We start from the raw sequence: 18,645 nt of genomic DNA, 5'->3' as shown, positions 1-18,645 counted from the left end.
AAAATTAAATGGTTTGGGTGGGGCGGTCAGAGCCCAGCCAGGTGCCCAGCTCATTTTCGATGCGGGCTTTGAGCTCCTCGCATTTTGGGTCTTTCGGGAAAACCACCCCAATGCCTTGCGAGCGGTGCCCCGCCCCGGCCGGGTTCACCCAGCCGACTTTGCCAGCAATCGGGTGTTTGACGGCATCGTCCGGCAAGCTCAAGAGCAAATACACATCGTCGCCCAGGCGAAACTCGCGGTCCGTGGCAATAAAAATACCCCCGTTCGCAAACGAAGAGATATAGGCGGCATACAAGGCCCCTTTTTCTTTCAAGTTTTGTTGCAATACGCTGGGACGGGGAGTGGCAGGTGCATTCATACGGGAAAACAGTCTCTCAATGCTTTAGTTTTTGGAGTGTAGGACGCTACGGGCCTGCACGACAAGCGCCTGCACCGTTAAAGCGGGCTGAAAAGGGTGCTCGGCCACCCGCATTTCTTGGTTTAACGCCTGCGACCAGCGCAGCAGCACGGCCAAGCGCGGCGCAGGGGGCAAATGGGCGGGCAAAAAATAGCGGGGCGCAGCGCCTTGGGCCAGGCACATCAAATCGTGGCACAGCTTCTGCAACCAACCCAGCAGCTCTTGGGGGGCCAAACTGCCCAGGGCCGCCATGTCGCCCGCCCGCACCCACTGGGCAAAATCCTGGGCCAGCTGCAAGCCCTGGGGGGCGCGTGCCAGGGCCAGGGCTTGCTGGGGGCTGCCGCCCATGGCGCGCAGGGCCAGTTGGGCATCGGCGGCCGACAGGCCTTGGCTTTCAAGCCAGGTTTGGGCGGCCAGCGGCTGCGGCCAGACCATGGTGTGGGCCAGGCAGCGGCTGCGAATGGTGGGCAGCAGCTGGTGGGCCGCTTCGGTGGCCAGCACAAAGCGCACGCTGCCCGCTGGCTCTTCCAGGGTTTTGAGCAGGGTATTGGCGGCAATGGCGTTCATGTCTTCGGCCGGGTACACCAACACGGCTTTGCCCCGCCCTCGGGCGCTGGTGCGCTGGCAAAACTCGACCGCTTGGCGCAGCGCATCGACGCGAATTTCTTTGCTGGGCTTGCGCTTTTTGTCGTCAATCTCGGCCTGGGCTTTTTCTGGCAAGGGCCAGCCCAGCGCCAGCAAGCGCACTTCAGGCATCAGCACCAGCAGATCGGCATGGGCATGCACGGCAATGGCATGGCAGCTGGGGCACTGGCCGCACGCGCCCTCGGTGGCGGCCCCGGCACTTTCACACAGCCAGGCGCGCACCAGGGCCAGGCCCAGCTCCCACTGCCCCAGCCCGGCCGGGCCTTGCAGCAGCCAGGCATGGCCACGCTGGCGCAGCAAAGCGCTTTGTTGGCTGGCCAACCAGGGGGGCAGTGGCGCGGTGCGGCTGGCGCTTGTCACGCGCCCTCCTTCAGCCAGCCCCGGCTTTGCACGGCGGCCAGCACCTGCTGCCAAACGGCGGGGCGCGGGGCATCGGCCTCAATGCGGGCAAAGCGCGGCGCATCTTCCGCGCAGCGGCGGGCATACCCTCCGGCAACGGCAGCAAAAAATGGGGCTGGCTGCGCTTCAAACCGATCGGGCAGGCGGGCGCTGGCCAGGCGCTGGGCGGCCACCGCAGCGGGCAGGTCAAACCACAGCGTTAAGTCTGGTTTTAGAACAAAATCGGGGTTTAGCCCAAACCCAGCCAGCGTAAGGCGCTCTAATTGCAGGAGCAGATCCCAATCGAGCCCCCGCCCGGCCCCTTGGTAGGCAAAGGTGGCATCGCTAAAGCGGTCGCTGATCACCACCTCGCCCCGTGCCAGGGCCGGGGCGATGACTTGGCAGACGTGGTTGCGCCGCGCGGCAAAGGCCAGCAGGGCCTCGGTGTGCGCGTCCATGGCGTGGTGCAGCAGCAAATGGCGCAGCTGCTCGGCCAACGGCGTTCCGCCAGGCTCACGGGTCAGGGTGACGGTGTGCCCCGCTTGGCGCAGGGCGGCGGCCAAGGCATCCAGGTGCGAGGATTTGCCCGCGCCATCAATGCCTTCAAAACTCAGAAAAAAACCGGTGTTACTCATTCATTGCTTAGGTGTTGCGCACGGCCCATGGCGATGCTGGATTCGGGGGATGCAGGGCATTTAGGGTGCTTCCGGGGCGGGGCCGCCCTTGCCCCGGATATAGCGGTTCACTGCCCGGTTGTGCTCCTCTAAGGTGGCGCTAAATTGGCTGCTGCCATCGCCCCGGGCAACAAAATAAAAAGCCGGGGTGCTGGCCGGCTGCACGGCGGCCAGCAGCGCGGCCTTGCCCGGCATGGCAATGGGCGTGGGCGGCAGGCCGGGGCGGGTGTAGGTGTTCCATGGCGTGTCGGTTTGCAAATGCACTTTGCGCAGCCGCCCGTCAAAGTTTTCGCCCAGACCGTAAATCACCGTGGGGTCGGTTTGCAGCAGCATGCCTTTGCGCAGGCGGTTGGTGAATACGCCCGCCACCTGCGCACGATCGCTGGCTTGGCCGGTTTCTTTTTCCACAATGCTGGCCAAAATCAGCGCCTCTTCCGGCGTTTTCAAGGGGATGGCGGGGTCGCGCAGCTCCCAGGCTTGGGCCAGGCGCTTGTCCATCGCTGCGGCCGCACGGCGCAACACGGCCAGGCTGCTGCTGCCTTTGGCGTAGGTGTAGGTATCAGGGAAAAAGCGCCCCTCTGCCGGCACACCGGGCTTGCCCAAAGCGGCCATGATTTGCGCCTCGGTCAGCTCTGCAGTGTCGGGCTTCAAGGTGGCCTCTTTGGCGATGGCCGCACGCATTTGGCGAAATGTCCAGCCCTCCACAAAGGTGATGGCCACCAGGCTTTCATCGCCTTGCACCAGTTTTTGCAGCAGGCTGTAGGGCGTGGTGCCGGGCAAAATTTCGTAATTGCCGGCGCGAATCTGGCGGTCCTTGCCCGAAAGGCGAAACCATGCGTACAGCAGCCGCGCATCGGTCTGGACCCCAGCAGCCACTGCCGTTTGGGCCACGGCGCGCGGGGCGGTGCCGGGCTCAATCTCTAGCTCCACCGTGGGGTTGCGCAAAGTCAGCGGCTGGCTCAACCACCACGCCGCTGCGCCTGCTGCGCACGCCAGCAGCACCAGGCTCAAGAAAAGAAATTGAAAAATACGTCGCACAAACCCATGCCTTTTAAGGGAAAGAGCCGGGATGATAATTCACCCATGACCGAGACTTTTTCAGGCGCAAGCCCTTTGCCCCATTGGGGCGTTATCCGTGCCCGGGGGGCCGATGCCGCCCAGTTCATCCATGGCCAGCTCTCGCAAGACTTTGTGTTGCTAGGGCCGGACCAGGCCCGGCTGGCCGCGTTTTGCAACGCCAAAGGGCGCATGCAGGCCAGTTTTATTGGCATCAAACCCGATGCGCAGACGATTCTTTTGGTGTGCGAGCGCAGCCTTTTGGCGCAAACACTCAAGCGCCTGCGCATGTTTGTACTGCGCGCCCAATGCCAACTCGACGATGCCAGCGAGGCCTTTGCCCTGTGGGGCCTGGTCGGTGCCAGCGTGCCCGCCCCCTGCGCCAGCGCCTGGCAGGTGCACAGCGATGGCACGGCGCACACCATTGGCCTGCCCCCAGGGGCCGACCATGCCCGCGCCCTGTGGCTGGCCCCCGCCGACACTGCGCCACCCCCAGTCCCCCAGCTGCCCACGGCCACCTGGCAATGGCTGGAGGTGATGAGCGCGGTGCCCTTGGTGTCGGCGGCGGTGTACGAGCAATTCGTTCCCCAAATGCTCAATTACGAATCGGTGGGCGGCGTGAACTTTAAAAAGGGCTGCTACCCCGGCCAAGAGGTGGTGGCGCGCAGCCAGTTTCGCGGCACGCTCAAACGCCGCGCTTACCTGGCCCAGGCGGCTGGGGCGGTGGCCCCAGGGGACGAAGTATTTGCTATCAATAATGCAGATGAGCCCGCAGGATTGGTCGTCATTTCAGCACCAAATCCTGGTAACAATGGCCAATGGTCTGCGGTAATAGCTATCCAAACCAAGGCCGCAGCGCAAGCACTGCAAGCCAACGGGGTGGCCCTGGCGCTGCTGCCCCTGCCCTACCCGTTGCTGGACGATATTTAAGAACGTGTTCACGATCTCCTCATGGGTGTGCGGGCGCGGCTTCGGGCGGTCTGCGTCGTTGCAAATCCTCGCAATAGCCAAGCTATTGCTGTGGTTTGCGCCTCGCAACCCATCCCGAACCGCATCCCCCACACCTTCATTCGAGATCATGAACACGTTCTAAGCGTGCAATTTTTTGCGCATGGTGATGTGGGGAATGCCCGCATCGTCGTACACATCGCCCTCGGCCACAAATCCCGCCTGGGTATAAAACCCCTGGGCATGCAACTGGGCGCTTAACACCGCTTCGTGGTCCCCGCGCTGCTGGGCGGCGTTAAGCAAGGCGTGCAACACCAAGCGCCCCACGCCCTGCCCGCGCACGCTTTGGCGCACGGCCATGCGGCCAATGCGGGCAATGCCGGGGGCCTCTGTCACCAAGCGGCCGGTGGCCACGGCCTGGCCATCGGCAGCCAGTGCCAGCACATGCAGGCACAGCGGGTCCAGCACATCCATCTCCAGCTCTGGTGGCACGCCTTGTTCGCGCACAAAAACCGCCGTGCGCAAGGCCCCGGCCATGCGCCCCAAATCGTTCCAAGAACCTTGGCGAATCTCAAAAGAAGGTGTTGTCTGCATCATTGTTCAATCACAAATTGACATCCTCCCCCACCTTAGCCTTCGGCCACCGCTTGCGCGGGAAGGAGGGGGATTCCTACGGTGCTACGCATGAGAAACCTCGTGCATAGTCGCTTCGGTGGGTTCCTGCTTCACCGAGGCTGGTTTCGCCCGGGTCTTTCGACCCCGGCCAGAGCCGTCCTCTCCACAGGCTAACAAGCGCTGTCCGCGCTCTAAAACATTGATCGCGCCGACCACATCGGCGTTTTCTGCATGGCCACAATCGACGCACAAGAACTTGGCTTGTGTTTGCCGATTCTCTTTGTCAACGTGGCCGCAACAGGGGCAAGTCTGGCTAGTGTGGTGCGCAGGCACTGCAATAAACAGCCCGCCAGCCCAAGCCATTTTGTATTCCAACTGGCGGCGAAACTCGCCCCACCCTTGATCGAGGATGGCGCGATTCAGCCCCGCCTTTTGCTTGACCCGTTTGCCGTGCTTTTCACTATTGCCCTTGGAAGACTTGGACATATTCCTGACCTGCAAATCCTCAACACAAACGAGCGCGTGGTTTTGGCTGATCGCTGTGGTGGTCTTGTGCAGAAAGTCTTTGCGGGCGTTGGCTATGCGGCTGTGAATCTTTTGAACCTTGGCTTTTTCCTTTTTCCAGTTGTTGCTGAATTTGACTTTGCGGCTCATTCGCCGCTGGTAGCGGGCTAGGCGCTGCTGGTGTTTCTTGAAGCTATTGAGTGGGGCGATGAAACTGCCATCACTGAAAGTGGCAAAACGGGCAATGCCCACGTCAATACCAATGGCCGTGGTGGCCGCAGGAGGTGACTGGGGCACCTCACGCTCAGTCTGGATGCTGGCGTACCACTTGCCGTTCGTTTGGCTGATGGTGATGTTTTTGGCTTGGCCCACAACGTCCCGGCTGTTGCGATACCGAATCCAGCCTAGCTTTGGCAACTTGATCCGGCTGTTGGCTTGGTCGATTTCAAACTGTTTTGCGTCGGGGTAACGGAAACTTTCGCCGCTGCCCTTGCGTTTGAAGCGGGGAAAGTCAGCACGTTTGGCAAAGAAGTTTTTGTAGGCCCGCTCCAAATCTTTCAGTGCGTGCTGCAACGGATGGCAAGGCGCCTGTTTGAGCCACGGGGTATCTGGCCCCTTGCGCCAATCGGTCAGCGACTTAGCCAAAGCCACATAGCCAATGAACTTGCCGCCGGCTTCGTAATTGGTTTTTTGCAACGCCAGCGCCTTGTTATAGACGAACCGGCACGCCCCGGAGAAACGGCGCATATCGCGCTGCTGAGCGCCGTCAGGCATGAGTTCAAATTTGAAGGCTTGCAGGCGTTGCATGGCTTAATTATACTTTGGTCTATGAGAAATAACAACGAGATTCGGCACGGTAGACACTGTTTTTTCTTGATGCATGTGCATTTGGTCTTCGTGACCAAATACCGCCGTGGCGTGTTCACAAAAGAGGTGATTGACGACTTGCGCGAGGTCTTCAAAAGCGTTTGCACAGACTTTGAAGCGGAACTGGTTGAGTTCGATGGCGAAGACGACCACGTTCACCTGCTTGTGAACTACCCGCCCAAGGTTTCGGTATCGATTTTGGTGAATAGCCTCAAGGGCGTGTCCAGCCGGATGATTCGCAAGAAAAATTACCCCAGTGTCCAAAGAAAACTTTGGGGTGGAGCGCTGTGGTCGCCCAGCTACTTTGCCGGTAGCTGTGGTGGCGCACCGATTGCTGTCATTCGCCAGTACATCGAACAGCAGCAGACGCCGCATTAAAACCAATCCAATCCACCAGGACGGCTTTGCCGTCCGCGCTCTTGACCCTGCCCTGAACGGCAGGGTTTGCCGCGCATCGGATCAATAGCAAAAGCTTGGCGCAGTGCCTGCGCTATATCGTGCTGGGCCTGCCGTGCCTCAGGAATGGCGCGGCCCATTTTGATGAATTCGTGGGTCACGCCTTTGTAAATTTCCAAACTGACCGGCACCCCGGCCATGCGCAGCAAGTCGGCATAGTCCACGCCTTCATCGACCATGGGATCCAGCTCGGCCAGACAAACATGCGCTGGGGCCAGGCCCTGGGCATCGGGCAGCAGCAAGGGGGCAAAGCGCCAATCTTCCCGATCGGCCGGGGTGTTTAGATAGTGGCCAAAAAACCAGTCAATGGCGGCCCGCTCCAGCACCAAGCCCTGGGCATAACGCTGCTGGCTGGGGCTGTCTTGGTGGGCGCTGGTGCCAGGGTAGATGAGCAGCTGCAACGCCAAATCAAGCCCCGCATCCCGCGCCAAGGCTGCGCACACCGCCGCCAGCGTGCCGCCCGCACTATCGCCGCCAACGGCCAAACGCGCCGTATCCAAGCCCAAGGCCGGGCCATGCACAGACAACCACTGCAACGCATCCCAGGCATCGTGCAGTGCGGTGGGAAATTTAAATTCCGGTGCCAAACGGTAATCGAGCGATACCACCGCGCAATCGGCCTGCTGGGCCAGTCTGCGGCACAACACCTCGTGCGTTTGCACGCTGCCCACGGTAAAACCTCCGCCGTGCAAATACAGCAGCACGGGCAGATGCGCCGTTTCTGTGGCCTGGCGGGGCGCAAACAGCACCGCTGGCAAAGCCGTGCCATCCCGCGCGGGGATGCGCAAGGCCTCAACCCACGGCAGCGCCGGCTTGCCCAGCTCCAGCACATCGCTGCCTGCGGCATAGGCCATGCGGGCCTGCGCGGGGCTTAAGCTGTGCAACGCGGGGCGCTTGGCCCGGTGCAGGCCCCGCAAAACTCCGGCCATGGCCGAGGTCAAAGGGAAGGTTTCCATCGCTGCAAATAAAGAAAAAGAGGGGGGGTTAGGTTAATAAACCGATTGCGACCAATCGGGCGCTTCTTGTTGCAGCACCACATCCATGTCCAGGCCAATGGCCAAGGCCACTTCAATGGGGAAGTTGCGCACCATTTCCCGGTCTGTCCATTTCGAATAGTGACCACGCTGCACCCAGACGGCCAAATGCAGTACGGCGACCAAGGGATCGAAATCGGCCATCTCCAAAGGCTGCTCCAGCGCATCAATCAGCTGCGTGACCGGCGCGGGGATGCCCCACTGCGCCAATAGCTTGGCACAGGCTTGGGTGGCGGTGTAACCAAAATGTTTGCGCTCCCATTGCGCACGCAAGGGATCCCAAGGCCCCATCGCCCACGACTCCATCTTGGTCACCGCCTGCACCTGGGGCTGGGTTTGCAGAAAAACAATTTGCCCCAAGCCATGCAGCAAGCCCGCTGTGTACGCCAGGCCGCCATCCAGCGACAACGCAGAGGCAAAGCTGCGGGCCAAGCGGGCGCAATCACAGCTAAACGGCCCCAGCTGCTCCAAGCCCGGGATTCTCTGGGCGATATGCCCCAAAGCCCTTTTTTGCAGATTGCGCAGCTGCGCCACCCCCAGCAAAGCCACCGCCTGCGGAATGGTCTGCACCATGCCGCTGAGCTGATAAATGCCGGCATTGGCCTGCTCCAGCAGCCACGCGGCCAGTACCGGATCGCTGCCAAACAGCTGATTGAGCCGGCGCAAACTGGGGTTGGTGCTGCGCAACTCATTCATGAGCAAGGCCACCACACGGGGCTGGCAAGGCAAAGAAAGTTTTTCAGGAAGGTGCATAGGAGGGTATTTTCGGTTTCTTCTGCGCTACGCACATCGAACACGCACGGTATTGGACAATAGCGGGTATGCAATTTCTTCACACCATGCTTCGCGTTGGCAACCTGCAACGCTCGATTGATTTTTACACCCAGGTCTTGGGCATGCAGCTGCTGCGCACCTCGGAAAACCCGCAATACCAATACTCGCTGGCCTTTTTAGGCTTTGGCGGCGGCAATCCGGCCCAGGCTGAACTGGAGCTGACCTACAACTGGGGCACCGACCACTACGACCTGGGCACCGCCTACGGCCACATTGCCCTGGGTGTGCCCGATGCCTACGCCGCTTGCGAAAAAATTCGCGCCGCCGGAGGCCAAATCACCCGGGAGCCCGGCCCCGTCAAAGGCGGCAGCACCGTGATTGCCTTTGTGACCGATCCCGATGGCTACAAAATCGAATTGATACAAACCAACGCCACCGCAGGCGCTGATCCCTTAAGAAACGCCGACTAAACAATTGGGGCGGTGGTAGCCACGCAAGCACACCCGCTTGCTTTGCTCACGACGCAGGCGTTTTAAGTGGCGTTTTGAGCGGCGTTTTTGGCTTGAAATCACAGTGCGCCGCCACGCTGCACTCCCAACAGCGTGGTTTGCGGGCCTGGCAGACATAACGGCCCAGCAAAATCAGCCAATGGTGGGCATGCTGCAAATATTCCTTGGGCACACGTTTGAGCAGGGCCTGCTCCACCGCCAACGGTGTCGCCCCAGGTGCCAGCCCGGTGCGATTGCTCACCCGGAAAATATGGGTATCCACCGCCATGGTCGGCTGGCCAAACGCCACGTTCAGCACCACATTCGCCGTTTTGCGCCCTACGCCGGGCAGGGTTTCCAGCGCCTCACGGCTATTGGGCACTTGGCCATCAAAACGCTCGAGCAAAATTTGGCAGGTTTGCAGCAAATGCTTGGCCTTGCTGCGGTACAGACCAATGGTCTGGATGTACCCCTCCAAGCCTTCCAGCCCCAAATCCAGCATCGCTTGCGGCGTATTGGCCACCGCAAACAACTTGCGTGTGGCCTTGTTCACCCCCACATCCGTGGCCTGGGCTGACAGCAGCACGGCCGCCAGCAGCTCAAAGTGGCTGGAGTATTCCAGCTCCGTTTTCGGGTGTGGGTTGGCCGCTTGCAAGATGGCAAAAAAAGCGCTGATGTCGGACTTCTTCATAAGGGGGCGATTGTCATACAAAGAATAAAGGGCTCAACCGCTTTAAGATTCCACGCTTTGACAAAACAAGGAAGCGGTATGCAAGAGGGACAACTGGCCCAGCGCCTGAACAAAGTCGAAACATCGGCGATTCGCGAACTTTTCAAACTTCTGGGCAAGCCCGGCATCATCAGTTTCGCGGGAGGGTTTCCCGACAGCGCCCTGTTTGACGTAGCCGGCCTGCAAACTGCCAGCCAGCAGGCCCTAGCGCAAGAACCCAGCGCGGCCCTGCAATACGGTGCCACCGAGGGCTACCAACCGCTGCGCGAGCAAATTGCCCAATTCATGCAAGCCAAGGGCGTGCCAACCCTGGCCGCACAAGATTTGATCATCACCACAGGAAGCCAGCAAGCCCTCGATTTAATAGGCAAGTGCCTGATTGATGAAGGCGATAAAGTGATTGTGGAAGGCCCCACCTTTCTGGCCACCATCCAATGCTTTCGGCTCTACGGCGCTGAAGTCATCAGCGCCCCGATTGATGCCGAAGGCATGCAGATCGATAAGCTGGAGCAGCTCATCATCGAACACCGCCCCAAGCTGATTTACACCATCCCCACCTTTGGCAACCCCAGCGGGGCCACCTTGAGCCTGGAACGGCGCCAACGCCTGCTGGCACTGGCCATGCGCTACCAGGTGCTGATCGTAGAGGACGACCCGTATGGCGATTTGTACTTTGATGCCCCGCCCCCACCCAGCCTGCTGGCGCTGTCCGCCCAAATCCCGGGCAGCCGTGATTTTCTGGCGCACTGCGGCAGCCTGAGCAAAGTGCTCTCCCCCGGTTTGCGCATTGGGTGGCTGATCGCCCCCCCGGCCCTGCTGGCCAAAGCCGTGATGTGCAAACAGTTTTCCGATGCCCATACCAGCACCTTTGCCCAAGCCACCGCAGCGCACTACCTGGCTGCCGGCCACATGCCCGCCGCACTGGCCAAGGTGCGCAAGGTGTACGCCCAGCGGGCCCAGGTCATGATGCAGGCCCTGCGTGAGGAACTGGGCGATGCCGTGGCGTTTACCGCCCCGCAAGGCGGCCTGTTTTTGTGGCTGCGCCTGACCGGTGCCAACGGCAAACTGACCGATGCGGCAGAACTGGCAAAACGCGCCATTGAGCAGGGCGTAGCCTTTGTTCCGGGGGCCCCCTTCTTTAGCCAAAACCCCGATCCCACCAGCCTGCGCCTGTCGTTTGCCACGGTCAATGAAGAAAAAATACGCGAAGGCGTTCGCTGCCTTGCCAAGGCGCTGGCATGAACGACACCAGCACCCCCGCCCAGCTACAAGCGCGCATAGAGGCGCTAGAGATCAAAGCCAGCTTTCACGAGGATTTGCTCGAAACCCTGAACCTCACACTCTACCGCCAACAGCAGCTGATTGACAGCTTGCAGGCCACTGTGCGCCAGCTGGGGGAGCGCATGCCCGAAGCCGGCCCACCCGGCCAGCACAACCTGCGTGATGAGCTACCGCCCCATTATTGATAGCTAACACCGCTTATCAGGCCTACGTTATAGGCCTTTTTTATCTCTTTTTATATCCGATTCAGCGCTGTGCCAGTGCTGTGATATGGGCCACCTGCGCGGCCACCGCCTGGGGGACAGGGAGCTGCCCTGCCAGCACAGCACGGGTGTAATCCGCGGTGGTTTGGGCATCAATCGCCTGCGGCAGCCCCGGCACGGTGGCCAAGGTGCCCGCTTGCTGCTCTGCCACGCAATACGCCTGCCCTTGCCAAACGGCGTCGTAGCGCGGCTGGCGGCGCGGGTCGCAGACAACTTCGCCTTCTAACCCACGCGACAACAGGCCCGTCATCTGCCGTGCAACCAGCACATCGCGCATCAACACGCTGTATTCAGGATGGGTGTAGCTGCCCACCAGCACTGCCGGGCCTGCGCACGGCGCAAGCAGTTTGACCAAACTATGCCCCGGCGTGCGCAGGCCCAGCACCTCTCGCACCGCCAGCAAACGGGCCAAGCCAGGGTGCAGCACTTCGGTGGCAACATGGGCCACCTGGCCAACCGCCAACGGCTGCATCTGCTCCCAAGCCGGCAGCTCTAGCCGCTGGAGCACCTCGCTGGCCAGCACCCGCTGTGCCTCGGTGCACATTCCGTGCAACAGCACCGCAAAACCCTCACGTGCCAACAGCAGGGCCAGCAGCGGCGTGAGCACTGGCAACTTGCGGGCACCGTTGTAGCTGGGCAGCACGATGACCGGATGCGTTGTGGCGGGCAATAACTGGCTGCGCGCTTGCACGGCATCCAGAAAGCCGCACATTTCTTCCACCGTTTCACCCTTAATGCGCATAGCGACACAAAAAGCCCCGATTTCCAGGTCGTTTAACTGGCCATCGAGCAGCTGCCCCATGAGGTCGGCAGCCTGCGCCCGCTCTAACGCCTTGGCACCCCGGGCACCTCGGCCAATTTCTTTGATGTAATGCGCGATGGCCATGGCAACGTCTCCAGCAAACAGGCAAAAGTGGACAAAACCGGCAATAAAAAAGGGACTGCAGTGATGCAGTCCCTTCAAAATTTGGCGGAGTGGACGGGACTCGAACCCGCGACCCCCGGCGTGACAGGCCGGTATTCTAACCAACTGAACTACCACTCCTGGCAGGAAACTTTGTATCTACTTTCGTAGCATCAAGCGTTTCAAACTTGGCGACCCTACGGGGATTCGAACCCCGGTACTCACCGTGAAAGGGTGATGTCCTAGGCCTCTAGACGATAGGGTCAATCCTAGAACGGTACAAGTTTTGCAACTTGGCGTCTTTGTTTTGGTGGAGGTAAACGGGATCGAACCGATGACCTCTTGCATGCCATGCAAGCGCTCTCCCAGCTGAGCTATACCCCCAAAAATCTGTGGCGGAGTGGACGGGACTCGAACCCGCGACCCCCGGCGTGACAGGCCGGTATTCTAACCAACTGAACTACCACTCCTGGCAGGAAACTTTGCATCTACTTTCGTAGCATCAAGCGTTTCAAACTTGGCGACCCTACGGGGATTCGAACCCCGGTACTCACCGTGAAAGGGTGATGTCCTAGGCCTCTAGACGATAGGGTCAAAACCTAAGAACCGATTTCTCGTTTCCAAAAAATCTTGGTGGAGGTAAACGGGATCGAACCGATGACCTCTTGCATGCCATGCAAGCGCTCTCCCAGCTGAGCTATACCCCCTTTGCATTCAACTTCAAATTAATTTGTCGTTGTTTGCGAAGACTCGAATTATAGACAGGTTTTTAGCGGTTTTGCAAACTCGCCAAAACTTTTTCTTTTCCGAGCAAAAACAGCACGGCATCCACCGAGGGCGTCTGTGCCGTCCCCAGTGTCAGCACGCGCACCGGCATGGCCAGTTGCGGCATTTTCACGCCCTGCTCTTTCAGCACTTGCTTGATGGCCGCAGCGATGGCTTCTTGGCTCCACTCCACGGTTTGCAATGCCGCGGCGAAGGCATCGAGCAAAGGGGCGGCTTCAGCTGTGACGTGTTTGGCATAGTCGTCGGCGTTGCGCTCGATGCTGTCCAGGTAGAACCGGCGCACCCAGGCGGCCAGATCGACCAAGGTTTCGCAGCGGTCTTTGAACAAGGCGCAGATGTGCGGCAGGCGTTCGTCCAGCACCTGGGCAGCCACACCGGCCTTAACGATGAAGGGCGTGGCCAGCGTGGCCAGTTGGACATCGTCCGTCAGCTTCATGTGCTGGGCATTCACCCAGCGCAGCTTGGCTTCGTCGAACTGGCCGGCGCTGCGGCCCAGGTGATCCAGGTTGAACCACTCCAAAAACTGCTGGCGGCTGAAGATTTCATCGTCCCCGTGGCTCCAGCCCAGGCGGGCCAGGTAATTGACCATGGCATCGGGCAGGTAGCCTTCGTCGCGGTACTGGGTGACGGCTTTGGCACCGTTTCGCTTGCTCATCTTCTCGCCCTGCTCATTGAGCACGGTGGGCAGGTGGGCAAAGACCGGTACGGCAGCACCCAGGGCTTCAAAGATATGAATCTGGCGCGGCGTGTTGTTCACATGGTCGTCACCACGAATCACATGGGTGATCTGCATGTCCATGTCGTCCACGCAGACACAGAAGTTGTAGGTGGGGGTGCCATCCGGGCGGGCGATGACCAGGTCGTCCAGCTCGCTGTTTTGAAATTCGATGCGGCCTTTGCATTTGTCGTCCCAGGCGACGATGCCGTCTTTGGGTGTTTTAAAGCGCAGCACGGGCTGCACGCCTTCGGGCACGGGCGGCAGGATTTTGCCGGGCTCGGGTCGCCAGGTGCCGTCGTAGCGCGGTTTTTCTTTGTTCGCCATTTGGCGCTCGCGCAGTGCGTCCAGCTCGGCCATGCTCATATAGCAGGGGTAAACGTGGCCGCTGGCTTGCAACTGGGCCAGCACCTCTTTGTAGCGTTCCATGCGCTCCATTTGGTAGAACGGGCCTTCGTCATGCGTGAGTTGCAGCCAGGCCATGCCTTCCAAAATGACATCCACGCTGGCCTGGGTGGAGCGCTCCAGGTCGGTGTCTTCAATGCGCAGGATGAAGTCACCGCCGTTGGCACGGGCAAAGGCCCAGGGGTAGAGGGCCGAGCGGATGTTGCCCAAGTGAATAAAGCCAGTGGGCGAAGGGGCAAAACGGGTACGAATTTTGGAAGTCATGGATTTTTCAGAAATGGAATTACAGGCTGTCCAGGCCACGCAGCAGGTCGGCCTTCAGGTCGTCAAGGTGCTCCAGGCCAACGCTGATGCGAATCAGCCCTTGCTGGATGCCAGCGGCCTGGCGCTGCTCTTCGGTCAAGCGGCCATGCGAGGTGGTGGGCGGGTGGACGATGGTGGTTTTCACATCGCCCAGGTTGGCGGTGATGGAGCAGACTTGGGTGCTGTCGATGACGTGAAAGGCGTTGCGGCGCAATTGCTCTGCGCCCTGCCCCACCACGTCAAAGGCCAGCACGGCCCCGCCCATGCCGTTTTGCTGGCGCATGGCCAGGGCGTGCTGGGGATGGCTTTGGAGGCCGGGGTAATAGACGCGGGCCACTTTGGGGTGGTCTTGCAGCCACGCGGCCAGCGTGAGGGCGCTGGCGCTTTGGGCCTTGACGCGCAGGGCCAGCGTCTCCAGCCCCTTCATCGCCGTCCAGGCGTTGTACGAGGCGGCGTTCAGGCCGCCGCTGCGCAAAAAGGTGCCCATGACCTTATCGACCAAGGCAGTGGTGCCGCAGACCGCGCCAATCATGATGCGGCCCTGGCCATCCAAAAACTTGGTGCCAGAGTGCACGACGATGTCCGCGCCAAATTCAACTGGGCGCTGCAGCACCGGGGTGGCAAAGCTGTTGTCCACCACCAACAAAGCGCCATGGTGGTGGGCGATGTCGGCCAGCGCCTGGATGTCGCACAGGTCGGTGAGCGGGTTGGTCGGTGTCTCGGCAAACAGCAGTTTGGTGTTGGGCCGGATGGCGGCAGCCCACGCCTGGGCATCGGTTTGCGGCACAAAGGTGCTTTCAATGCCAAAGCGGGCCATTTCGGTGCCCAGCAGGCGCATGGTGGAGCCAAACATTGACTGGCTGGCAACGATGTGGTCGCCGGCTTTGAGGGCGGTCAGCGCCACCAGCAAGATGGCGCTCATGCCGGTGCTGGTGGCCACGGCGCATTCGGTGCCTTCCATGGCGGCCAGACGCTCTTCAAAACTGGCCACCGTGGGGTTGCCGGTGCGGCTGTAGGTGAAGCCTTCCTGCGGATTGGCAAACCGCGCGGCGGCGGTGGCGCAATCGGGCTGCACGAAGCTGCTGGTCATGAACAGCGCCTCGCAATGCTCGCCCCAGTGGCTGCGCGGCTGGGCCTGGCGCACGGCCAGGGTTTCGGGATGCAGGCCCGCAGGCAAAGATTGGTGGGTCACGGCGGTTCCTTGAATGCTAAAAAATAAGAGCTTATCCCGCTTGTATTTAAATAATTTCAGAAGCTTATTACTTTGAAATCTTTATACCTTCAGCGCAACAAGCTCACTTTTTAATCAGAAGTTGCAAGGTAGCTCAGTGCTGCGCATTGGGCAGGGACAGGCGCGAGCTGCCTTCGCCATCGTCCTCGCCCTCGGCGCTGACTGGCTGCGGGCAATGGGTGCGCGGCTCGTCCGAGGTATCGCCGGTGATGTACTGCGCATCAAAGCACGAGGCCTCAAAGCCTGCAACGGCGGGATTGACCTGGGCGATGGCTTGTTTCATGGCCTCCAGGTCTTGGTAAATCAGCGCATCGCAGCCAATCCACTGGCGGATTTCTTCTTCGGTGCGGTTGTGGGCAATCAGCTCTTCGCTGGTGGGCATGTCAATGCCGTACACGTTGGGGTAACGCACCGGCGGCGCCGCCGAGGCCAGGTACACCTTGGCCGCGCCGGCATCGCGGGCCATTTGCACGATTTCTTTAGAGGTGGTGCCGCGCACGATGGAGTCGTCCACCAGCAGCACGCTTTTGCCCTTGAACTCGCTGCCGATGGCGTTGAGCTTTTGCCGCACCGATTTTTTGCGCGTGGCCTGGCCCGGCATGATGAAGGTGCGGCCCACATAGCGGTTTTTCACAAACCCTTCGCGGTAGGGAATGCCCAGGCGCTGGGCCAGCTGCATGGCGCTGGGGCGGCTGGATTCGGGGATAGGGATGATGGCGTCGATCTGGTTGGGCGGCACGGTGGAGATGACGCGCTTGGCCAGCGTCTCGCCCATGTTCAAACGCGCTTGGTACACCGAGATGCCATCCATCACCGAATCGGGGCGGGCCAGGTAGATGTATTCAAAAATACAGGGGTAGAGCTGGCTGTGCTGGGCGCACTGCTGGCGCTCGATGCGGCCATCCAAATGGATGAATACGGCCTCGCCCGGGGCAATGTCACTGTCTAAAGTGTGCAAGGTGCCTTCCAGCGCGACGGACTCACTGGCCACCATCACCGTGCCGCCCGGGCCTTTGCCCAAGCACAGCGGCCGAATGCCAAAGGGATCGCGAAACGCCAGCAGGCCATAGCCGGCAATCAAGGCCACCACAGCGTACGAGCCTTGAACGCGCTGATGGACGGCCCGCACGGCGGCAAAAACATCTTGTGTTTTCAAAGGGGTGCCGCTGTTGGCGCGGCCCAGCTCGTGGGCCAGCACGTTGAGCAGCACCTCGGAATCGCTTTCGGTGTTCGTGTGGCGGTGGTCGGTATCGAACAGCTCGCGGCGCAGGCGGCGGGCATTGGTCAAATTGCCGTTGTGCGCCATGACGATGCCAAACGGCGCGTTCACATAAAACGGCTGGGCCTCCTCTTCGCTGGCCGCATTGCCCGCCGTGGGGTAGCGCACCTGCCCCAAACCGACCAGGCCCGGCAGCCCACGCATATTGCGCGTGCGAAACACGTCTTTGACCATGCCTTTGGCTTTGTGCATGAAGAATTTGCGCTCTTGCTGGGTGACGATGCCTGCGGCATCCTGGCCCCGGTGCTGCAGCAGCAGCAAAGCGTCATAAATCAGTTGATTGACAGGAGTGGTGCTTACAACACCGACAATTCCACACATAGGAAGTTTTCCATCATTGTGCGGGGCACGCCCCGCGTTGGGTTGTTGGGCAACTGCCCCGGCCGCAAGGCCTGGCCAGCCACCCGAAATTTCTCACACATCACCGCGCTAGCTCGGCCCGGGCACCCAGCGCTGCCAATCCCAGCCCGCCGCGCCGCCCAGCCCGCCACCATACGGCAGTGCATAGGCCAACACTTGCTGCAGCCGCGGGCCCGCATACGACTGGCTCCACCAGCCATCGCTGTGCCAGCGCCCGGCCTGCACGGCCAAGGTCAGCACCAGCAGCAACACCACGCCGCGCACAGCCCCAAAGCAAGCGCCCAGCACGCGATCCACCGGACGCAGCCCGGCCATTTGCACCAGCTTTTTGGCCAGCACTGCCACCAGCCCCCAGGCAAAAACCAGCGCAATAAACAGCACGATAAACACTGCGGCATAGAGCACGGTTGGACTCCAGCTGCTGGCGTAAGGGCGCACAGCAGCGGCCAGCTGGGGCACCAACAAACGCGTAATAAAAAACGCCACCACCCAGCCTACGCCGTAAAACAACTCATACACCAGGCCGCGCCACGCGCCCACGGCCAACGACAGGGCCAACACGCCCAGCACGATCCAGTCCAAAGTTGCCATCGCCAGCATGCTTGTGTGTTCTTGCCGCTTATCTTGCCGCTTGTGGGGCCAGGTGTTTTACTGAGGGGGTTACAGCGTCAATACCGCACCGGCCAAGCCCAAGCTTTTGGCCCGATCGGCGGCTTTTTGCGCTTCGTCACGGCTGGTAAACGGGCCAACACGCACGCGAATGCGCTGCCCATCTTTCGTATTGACGGCTTGGGTATAGGTTTTCAGCCCCATTCCTTCGAGCTTGCGGCGCACCTCGTTGGCGGCAAACACATCGGCAAAGGCCCCCACTTGCACAATAAAGCGCTCGCCGGAGGCGGCTGCCGGTGCAGAAGGTGCGGTGGCAGGCGGCGTGCGGCCTTCCAAAATCGCTTTGGCGCGGGCGGTTTCTTGCTCTACCGTGCGGGTGGCGGGGGCAGGCTTGGGGGTCGGCTTTGCCTCGGGCTTGGGTTCAGGCTTGGGCTCTGGTTTAGGTTCAGGCTTGGGTTCCGCTTTTACGCTGGGCTGGGCGGGTGCTTTGGCCTCCACCGGATTGGTTTGCGGCTGCGCGGCAGGAACAATGCGCGGCGGCTGGGGAATCGGTGCCACCGGGGGCACCCACTCTTCGCTGTCGCTCAAGGAATCATCGGTTGGATCTTCTTGGCCTGGCGCTTTGGCCACGCGCTGCATATCCGGGGTGTCCGTTTGGGTTGTGGCCTGCTCACCGGGCACGACCAAGGGCGCAACCTGGTTGCGATCGGGGATTTCAATTGGAATGTCCACCGGAATGGGCCGGGGCTGCGAGTCAAACAGCATGGGAAAGCCAATCACCCCCAAGCCAATCAAGACCGCAGCGCCCATCAACCGGTGCCGTGCCCGTTGGCGCAATTGTTCGACGCTTTGGGCTTGCGCCGCCCGCGAGGAGTGGCGCAGGGGCGCAGGCTCTGCGCCATCGCTGCGCTTGCCAAACCAAGGAAACTTGAAAAATGCCATG

General features: G+C 60.9%; 20 protein-coding genes and 6 tRNA genes. 5 read left to right on the top strand and 21 right to left on the bottom strand.

All coding sequences use genetic code 11. The features are described from left to right. Positions 1-4 precede the first annotated feature (4 nt). Genes J1777_RS07915 through mltG form a run of 4 tightly spaced genes read right to left on the bottom strand, consistent with a single transcriptional unit; the run spans position 5 to position 3,132 of the window. Positions 5-358, bottom strand: coding sequence for a PilZ domain-containing protein (locus tag J1777_RS07915; RefSeq protein ID WP_207575210.1), 354 nt, complete (start codon positions 356-358; stop codon positions 5-7). Positions 359-382: 24 nt separating this feature from the next. Further along, on the bottom strand, positions 383-1,402 hold the full coding sequence (locus J1777_RS07910) for a DNA polymerase III subunit delta' (protein WP_207575209.1): 1,020 nt from the start codon (positions 1,400-1,402) through the stop codon (positions 383-385). Then, entirely contained in the window at positions 1,399-2,055 is a 657-nt protein-coding gene (gene tmk / locus J1777_RS07905) for a dTMP kinase (protein ID WP_207575208.1), read from the bottom strand. The genes J1777_RS07910 and tmk overlap by 4 nt, the downstream gene beginning before the upstream one ends. 60 nt (positions 2,056-2,115) lie before the next feature. Then, positions 2,116-3,132: an endolytic transglycosylase MltG gene (gene mltG, locus J1777_RS07900; protein ID WP_207575207.1), complete on the bottom strand. Its 1,017-nt coding sequence runs from the start codon at positions 3,130-3,132 to the stop codon at positions 2,116-2,118. Positions 3,133-3,177: 45 nt separating this feature from the next. Here mltG and ygfZ point away from each other — a divergent pair, with 45 nt between their 5' ends. Next, entirely contained in the window at positions 3,178-4,080 is a 903-nt protein-coding gene (ygfZ, locus tag J1777_RS07895) for a CAF17-like 4Fe-4S cluster assembly/insertion protein YgfZ (RefSeq protein ID WP_242700443.1), read from the top strand. Positions 4,081-4,239: 159 nt separating this feature from the next. Here the strand turns inward: ygfZ and J1777_RS07890 are convergent, their stop codons facing one another. Both J1777_RS07890 and J1777_RS07885 read right to left on the bottom strand, forming a co-directional pair. Then, positions 4,240-4,692: a GNAT family N-acetyltransferase gene (locus tag J1777_RS07890; RefSeq protein ID WP_242700442.1), complete on the bottom strand. Its 453-nt coding sequence runs from the start codon at positions 4,690-4,692 to the stop codon at positions 4,240-4,242. An 84-nt stretch (positions 4,693-4,776) separates the two neighbouring features. Beyond that, complete coding sequence (locus J1777_RS07885) at positions 4,777-6,024, bottom strand: RNA-guided endonuclease InsQ/TnpB family protein (RefSeq protein WP_207575204.1); 1,248 nt, start codon at positions 6,022-6,024, stop codon at positions 4,777-4,779. Positions 6,025-6,045: 21 nt separating this feature from the next. Between J1777_RS07885 and tnpA the strand changes: the two genes are divergently transcribed. Next, a complete protein-coding gene (tnpA, locus tag J1777_RS07880) occupies positions 6,046-6,462 on the top strand; it encodes an IS200/IS605 family transposase (protein ID WP_207575203.1) in 417 nt (138 codons plus the stop codon). On the opposite strand, the gene J1777_RS07875 is transcribed toward tnpA, so the two are convergent. Together J1777_RS07875 and J1777_RS07870 are read right to left on the bottom strand one after the other, a co-directional pair. After that, positions 6,459-7,496: an alpha/beta hydrolase gene (locus tag J1777_RS07875; RefSeq protein ID WP_242700441.1), complete on the bottom strand. Its 1,038-nt coding sequence runs from the start codon at positions 7,494-7,496 to the stop codon at positions 6,459-6,461. The two genes, tnpA and J1777_RS07875, sit on opposite strands and share 4 nt — an antisense overlap. Before the next feature lie 33 nt (positions 7,497-7,529). Continuing rightward, complete coding sequence (locus J1777_RS07870) at positions 7,530-8,327, bottom strand: HDOD domain-containing protein (RefSeq protein ID WP_207575202.1); 798 nt, start codon at positions 8,325-8,327, stop codon at positions 7,530-7,532. Positions 8,328-8,395: 68 nt separating this feature from the next. Here J1777_RS07870 and gloA point away from each other — a divergent pair, with 68 nt between their 5' ends. Continuing rightward, positions 8,396-8,818 carry a lactoylglutathione lyase gene (gene gloA, locus J1777_RS07865; protein WP_207575201.1) on the top strand — a complete coding sequence of 141 codons (423 nt, stop codon included), beginning with the start codon at positions 8,396-8,398 and terminating at the stop codon, positions 8,816-8,818. Between the two features lie 46 nt (positions 8,819-8,864). On the opposite strand, the gene nth is transcribed toward gloA, so the two are convergent. Then, the gene (gene nth / locus J1777_RS07860) at positions 8,865-9,527 is read right to left on the bottom strand and encodes an endonuclease III (RefSeq protein WP_207575200.1); all 663 of its coding nucleotides are present in this window, start codon (positions 9,525-9,527) and stop codon (positions 8,865-8,867) included. Between the two features lie 78 nt (positions 9,528-9,605). Between nth and J1777_RS07855 the strand changes: the two genes are divergently transcribed. Both J1777_RS07855 and J1777_RS07850 read left to right on the top strand, forming a co-directional pair. Then, positions 9,606-10,808 (top strand): aminotransferase-like domain-containing protein, encoded by a 1,203-nt coding sequence (locus J1777_RS07855; RefSeq protein WP_207575199.1) that lies wholly within the window; start codon positions 9,606-9,608, stop codon positions 10,806-10,808. Beyond that, the gene (locus tag J1777_RS07850) at positions 10,805-11,032 is read left to right on the top strand and encodes a SlyX family protein (RefSeq protein ID WP_207575198.1); all 228 of its coding nucleotides are present in this window, start codon (positions 10,805-10,807) and stop codon (positions 11,030-11,032) included. The genes J1777_RS07855 and J1777_RS07850 overlap by 4 nt, the downstream gene beginning before the upstream one ends. 61 nt (positions 11,033-11,093) lie before the next feature. Here the strand turns inward: J1777_RS07850 and ybiB are convergent, their stop codons facing one another. The 12 genes from ybiB to J1777_RS07790 all read right to left on the bottom strand — a co-directional run bounded on the left by ybiB (position 11,094) and on the right by J1777_RS07790 (position 18,644). Beyond that, complete coding sequence (gene ybiB, locus J1777_RS07845) at positions 11,094-11,996, bottom strand: DNA-binding protein YbiB (protein ID WP_207575197.1); 903 nt, start codon at positions 11,994-11,996, stop codon at positions 11,094-11,096. Between the two features lie 82 nt (positions 11,997-12,078). Beyond that, positions 12,079-12,155: transfer RNA gene (locus tag J1777_RS07840), tRNA-Asp, on the bottom strand. 48 nt (positions 12,156-12,203) lie between these two features. Beyond that, positions 12,204-12,279 (bottom strand) — tRNA-Glu (locus J1777_RS07835). A gap of 43 nt (positions 12,280-12,322) precedes the next feature. Beyond that, positions 12,323-12,398 (bottom strand) — tRNA-Ala (locus J1777_RS07830). Positions 12,399-12,407: 9 nt separating this feature from the next. Further along, positions 12,408-12,484: transfer RNA gene (locus tag J1777_RS07825), tRNA-Asp, on the bottom strand. 48 nt (positions 12,485-12,532) lie between these two features. Beyond that, positions 12,533-12,608, bottom strand: a tRNA-Glu gene (locus J1777_RS07820). A gap of 37 nt (positions 12,609-12,645) precedes the next feature. After that, positions 12,646-12,721, bottom strand: a tRNA-Ala gene (locus J1777_RS07815). 62 nt (positions 12,722-12,783) lie between these two features. Next, entirely contained in the window at positions 12,784-14,184 is a 1,401-nt protein-coding gene (gene gltX, locus J1777_RS07810) for a glutamate--tRNA ligase (RefSeq protein WP_207575196.1), read from the bottom strand. A 19-nt stretch (positions 14,185-14,203) separates the two neighbouring features. Then, positions 14,204-15,415 carry an O-succinylhomoserine sulfhydrylase gene (locus J1777_RS07805; RefSeq protein ID WP_207575195.1) on the bottom strand — a complete coding sequence of 404 codons (1,212 nt, stop codon included), beginning with the start codon at positions 15,413-15,415 and terminating at the stop codon, positions 14,204-14,206. Positions 15,416-15,548: 133 nt separating this feature from the next. After that, positions 15,549-17,054 carry an amidophosphoribosyltransferase gene (gene purF, locus J1777_RS07800; RefSeq protein ID WP_207575194.1) on the bottom strand — a complete coding sequence of 502 codons (1,506 nt, stop codon included), beginning with the start codon at positions 17,052-17,054 and terminating at the stop codon, positions 15,549-15,551. Positions 17,055-17,162: 108 nt separating this feature from the next. After that, on the bottom strand, positions 17,163-17,684 hold the full coding sequence (locus J1777_RS07795; protein WP_207575193.1) for a CvpA family protein: 522 nt from the start codon (positions 17,682-17,684) through the stop codon (positions 17,163-17,165). 69 nt (positions 17,685-17,753) lie between these two features. Then, entirely contained in the window at positions 17,754-18,644 is an 891-nt protein-coding gene (locus J1777_RS07790) for an SPOR domain-containing protein (protein ID WP_207575192.1), read from the bottom strand. Position 18,645 lies beyond the last annotated feature (1 nt).

This window comes from Comamonas denitrificans (genome assembly GCF_017368815.1).
Taxonomy (GTDB): Bacteria; Pseudomonadota; Gammaproteobacteria; order Burkholderiales; family Burkholderiaceae_C; genus Comamonas; species Comamonas denitrificans.
Note: the sequence above shows the minus strand (reverse complement) of the source record. Positions and strands in the feature narration are given on the sequence as shown.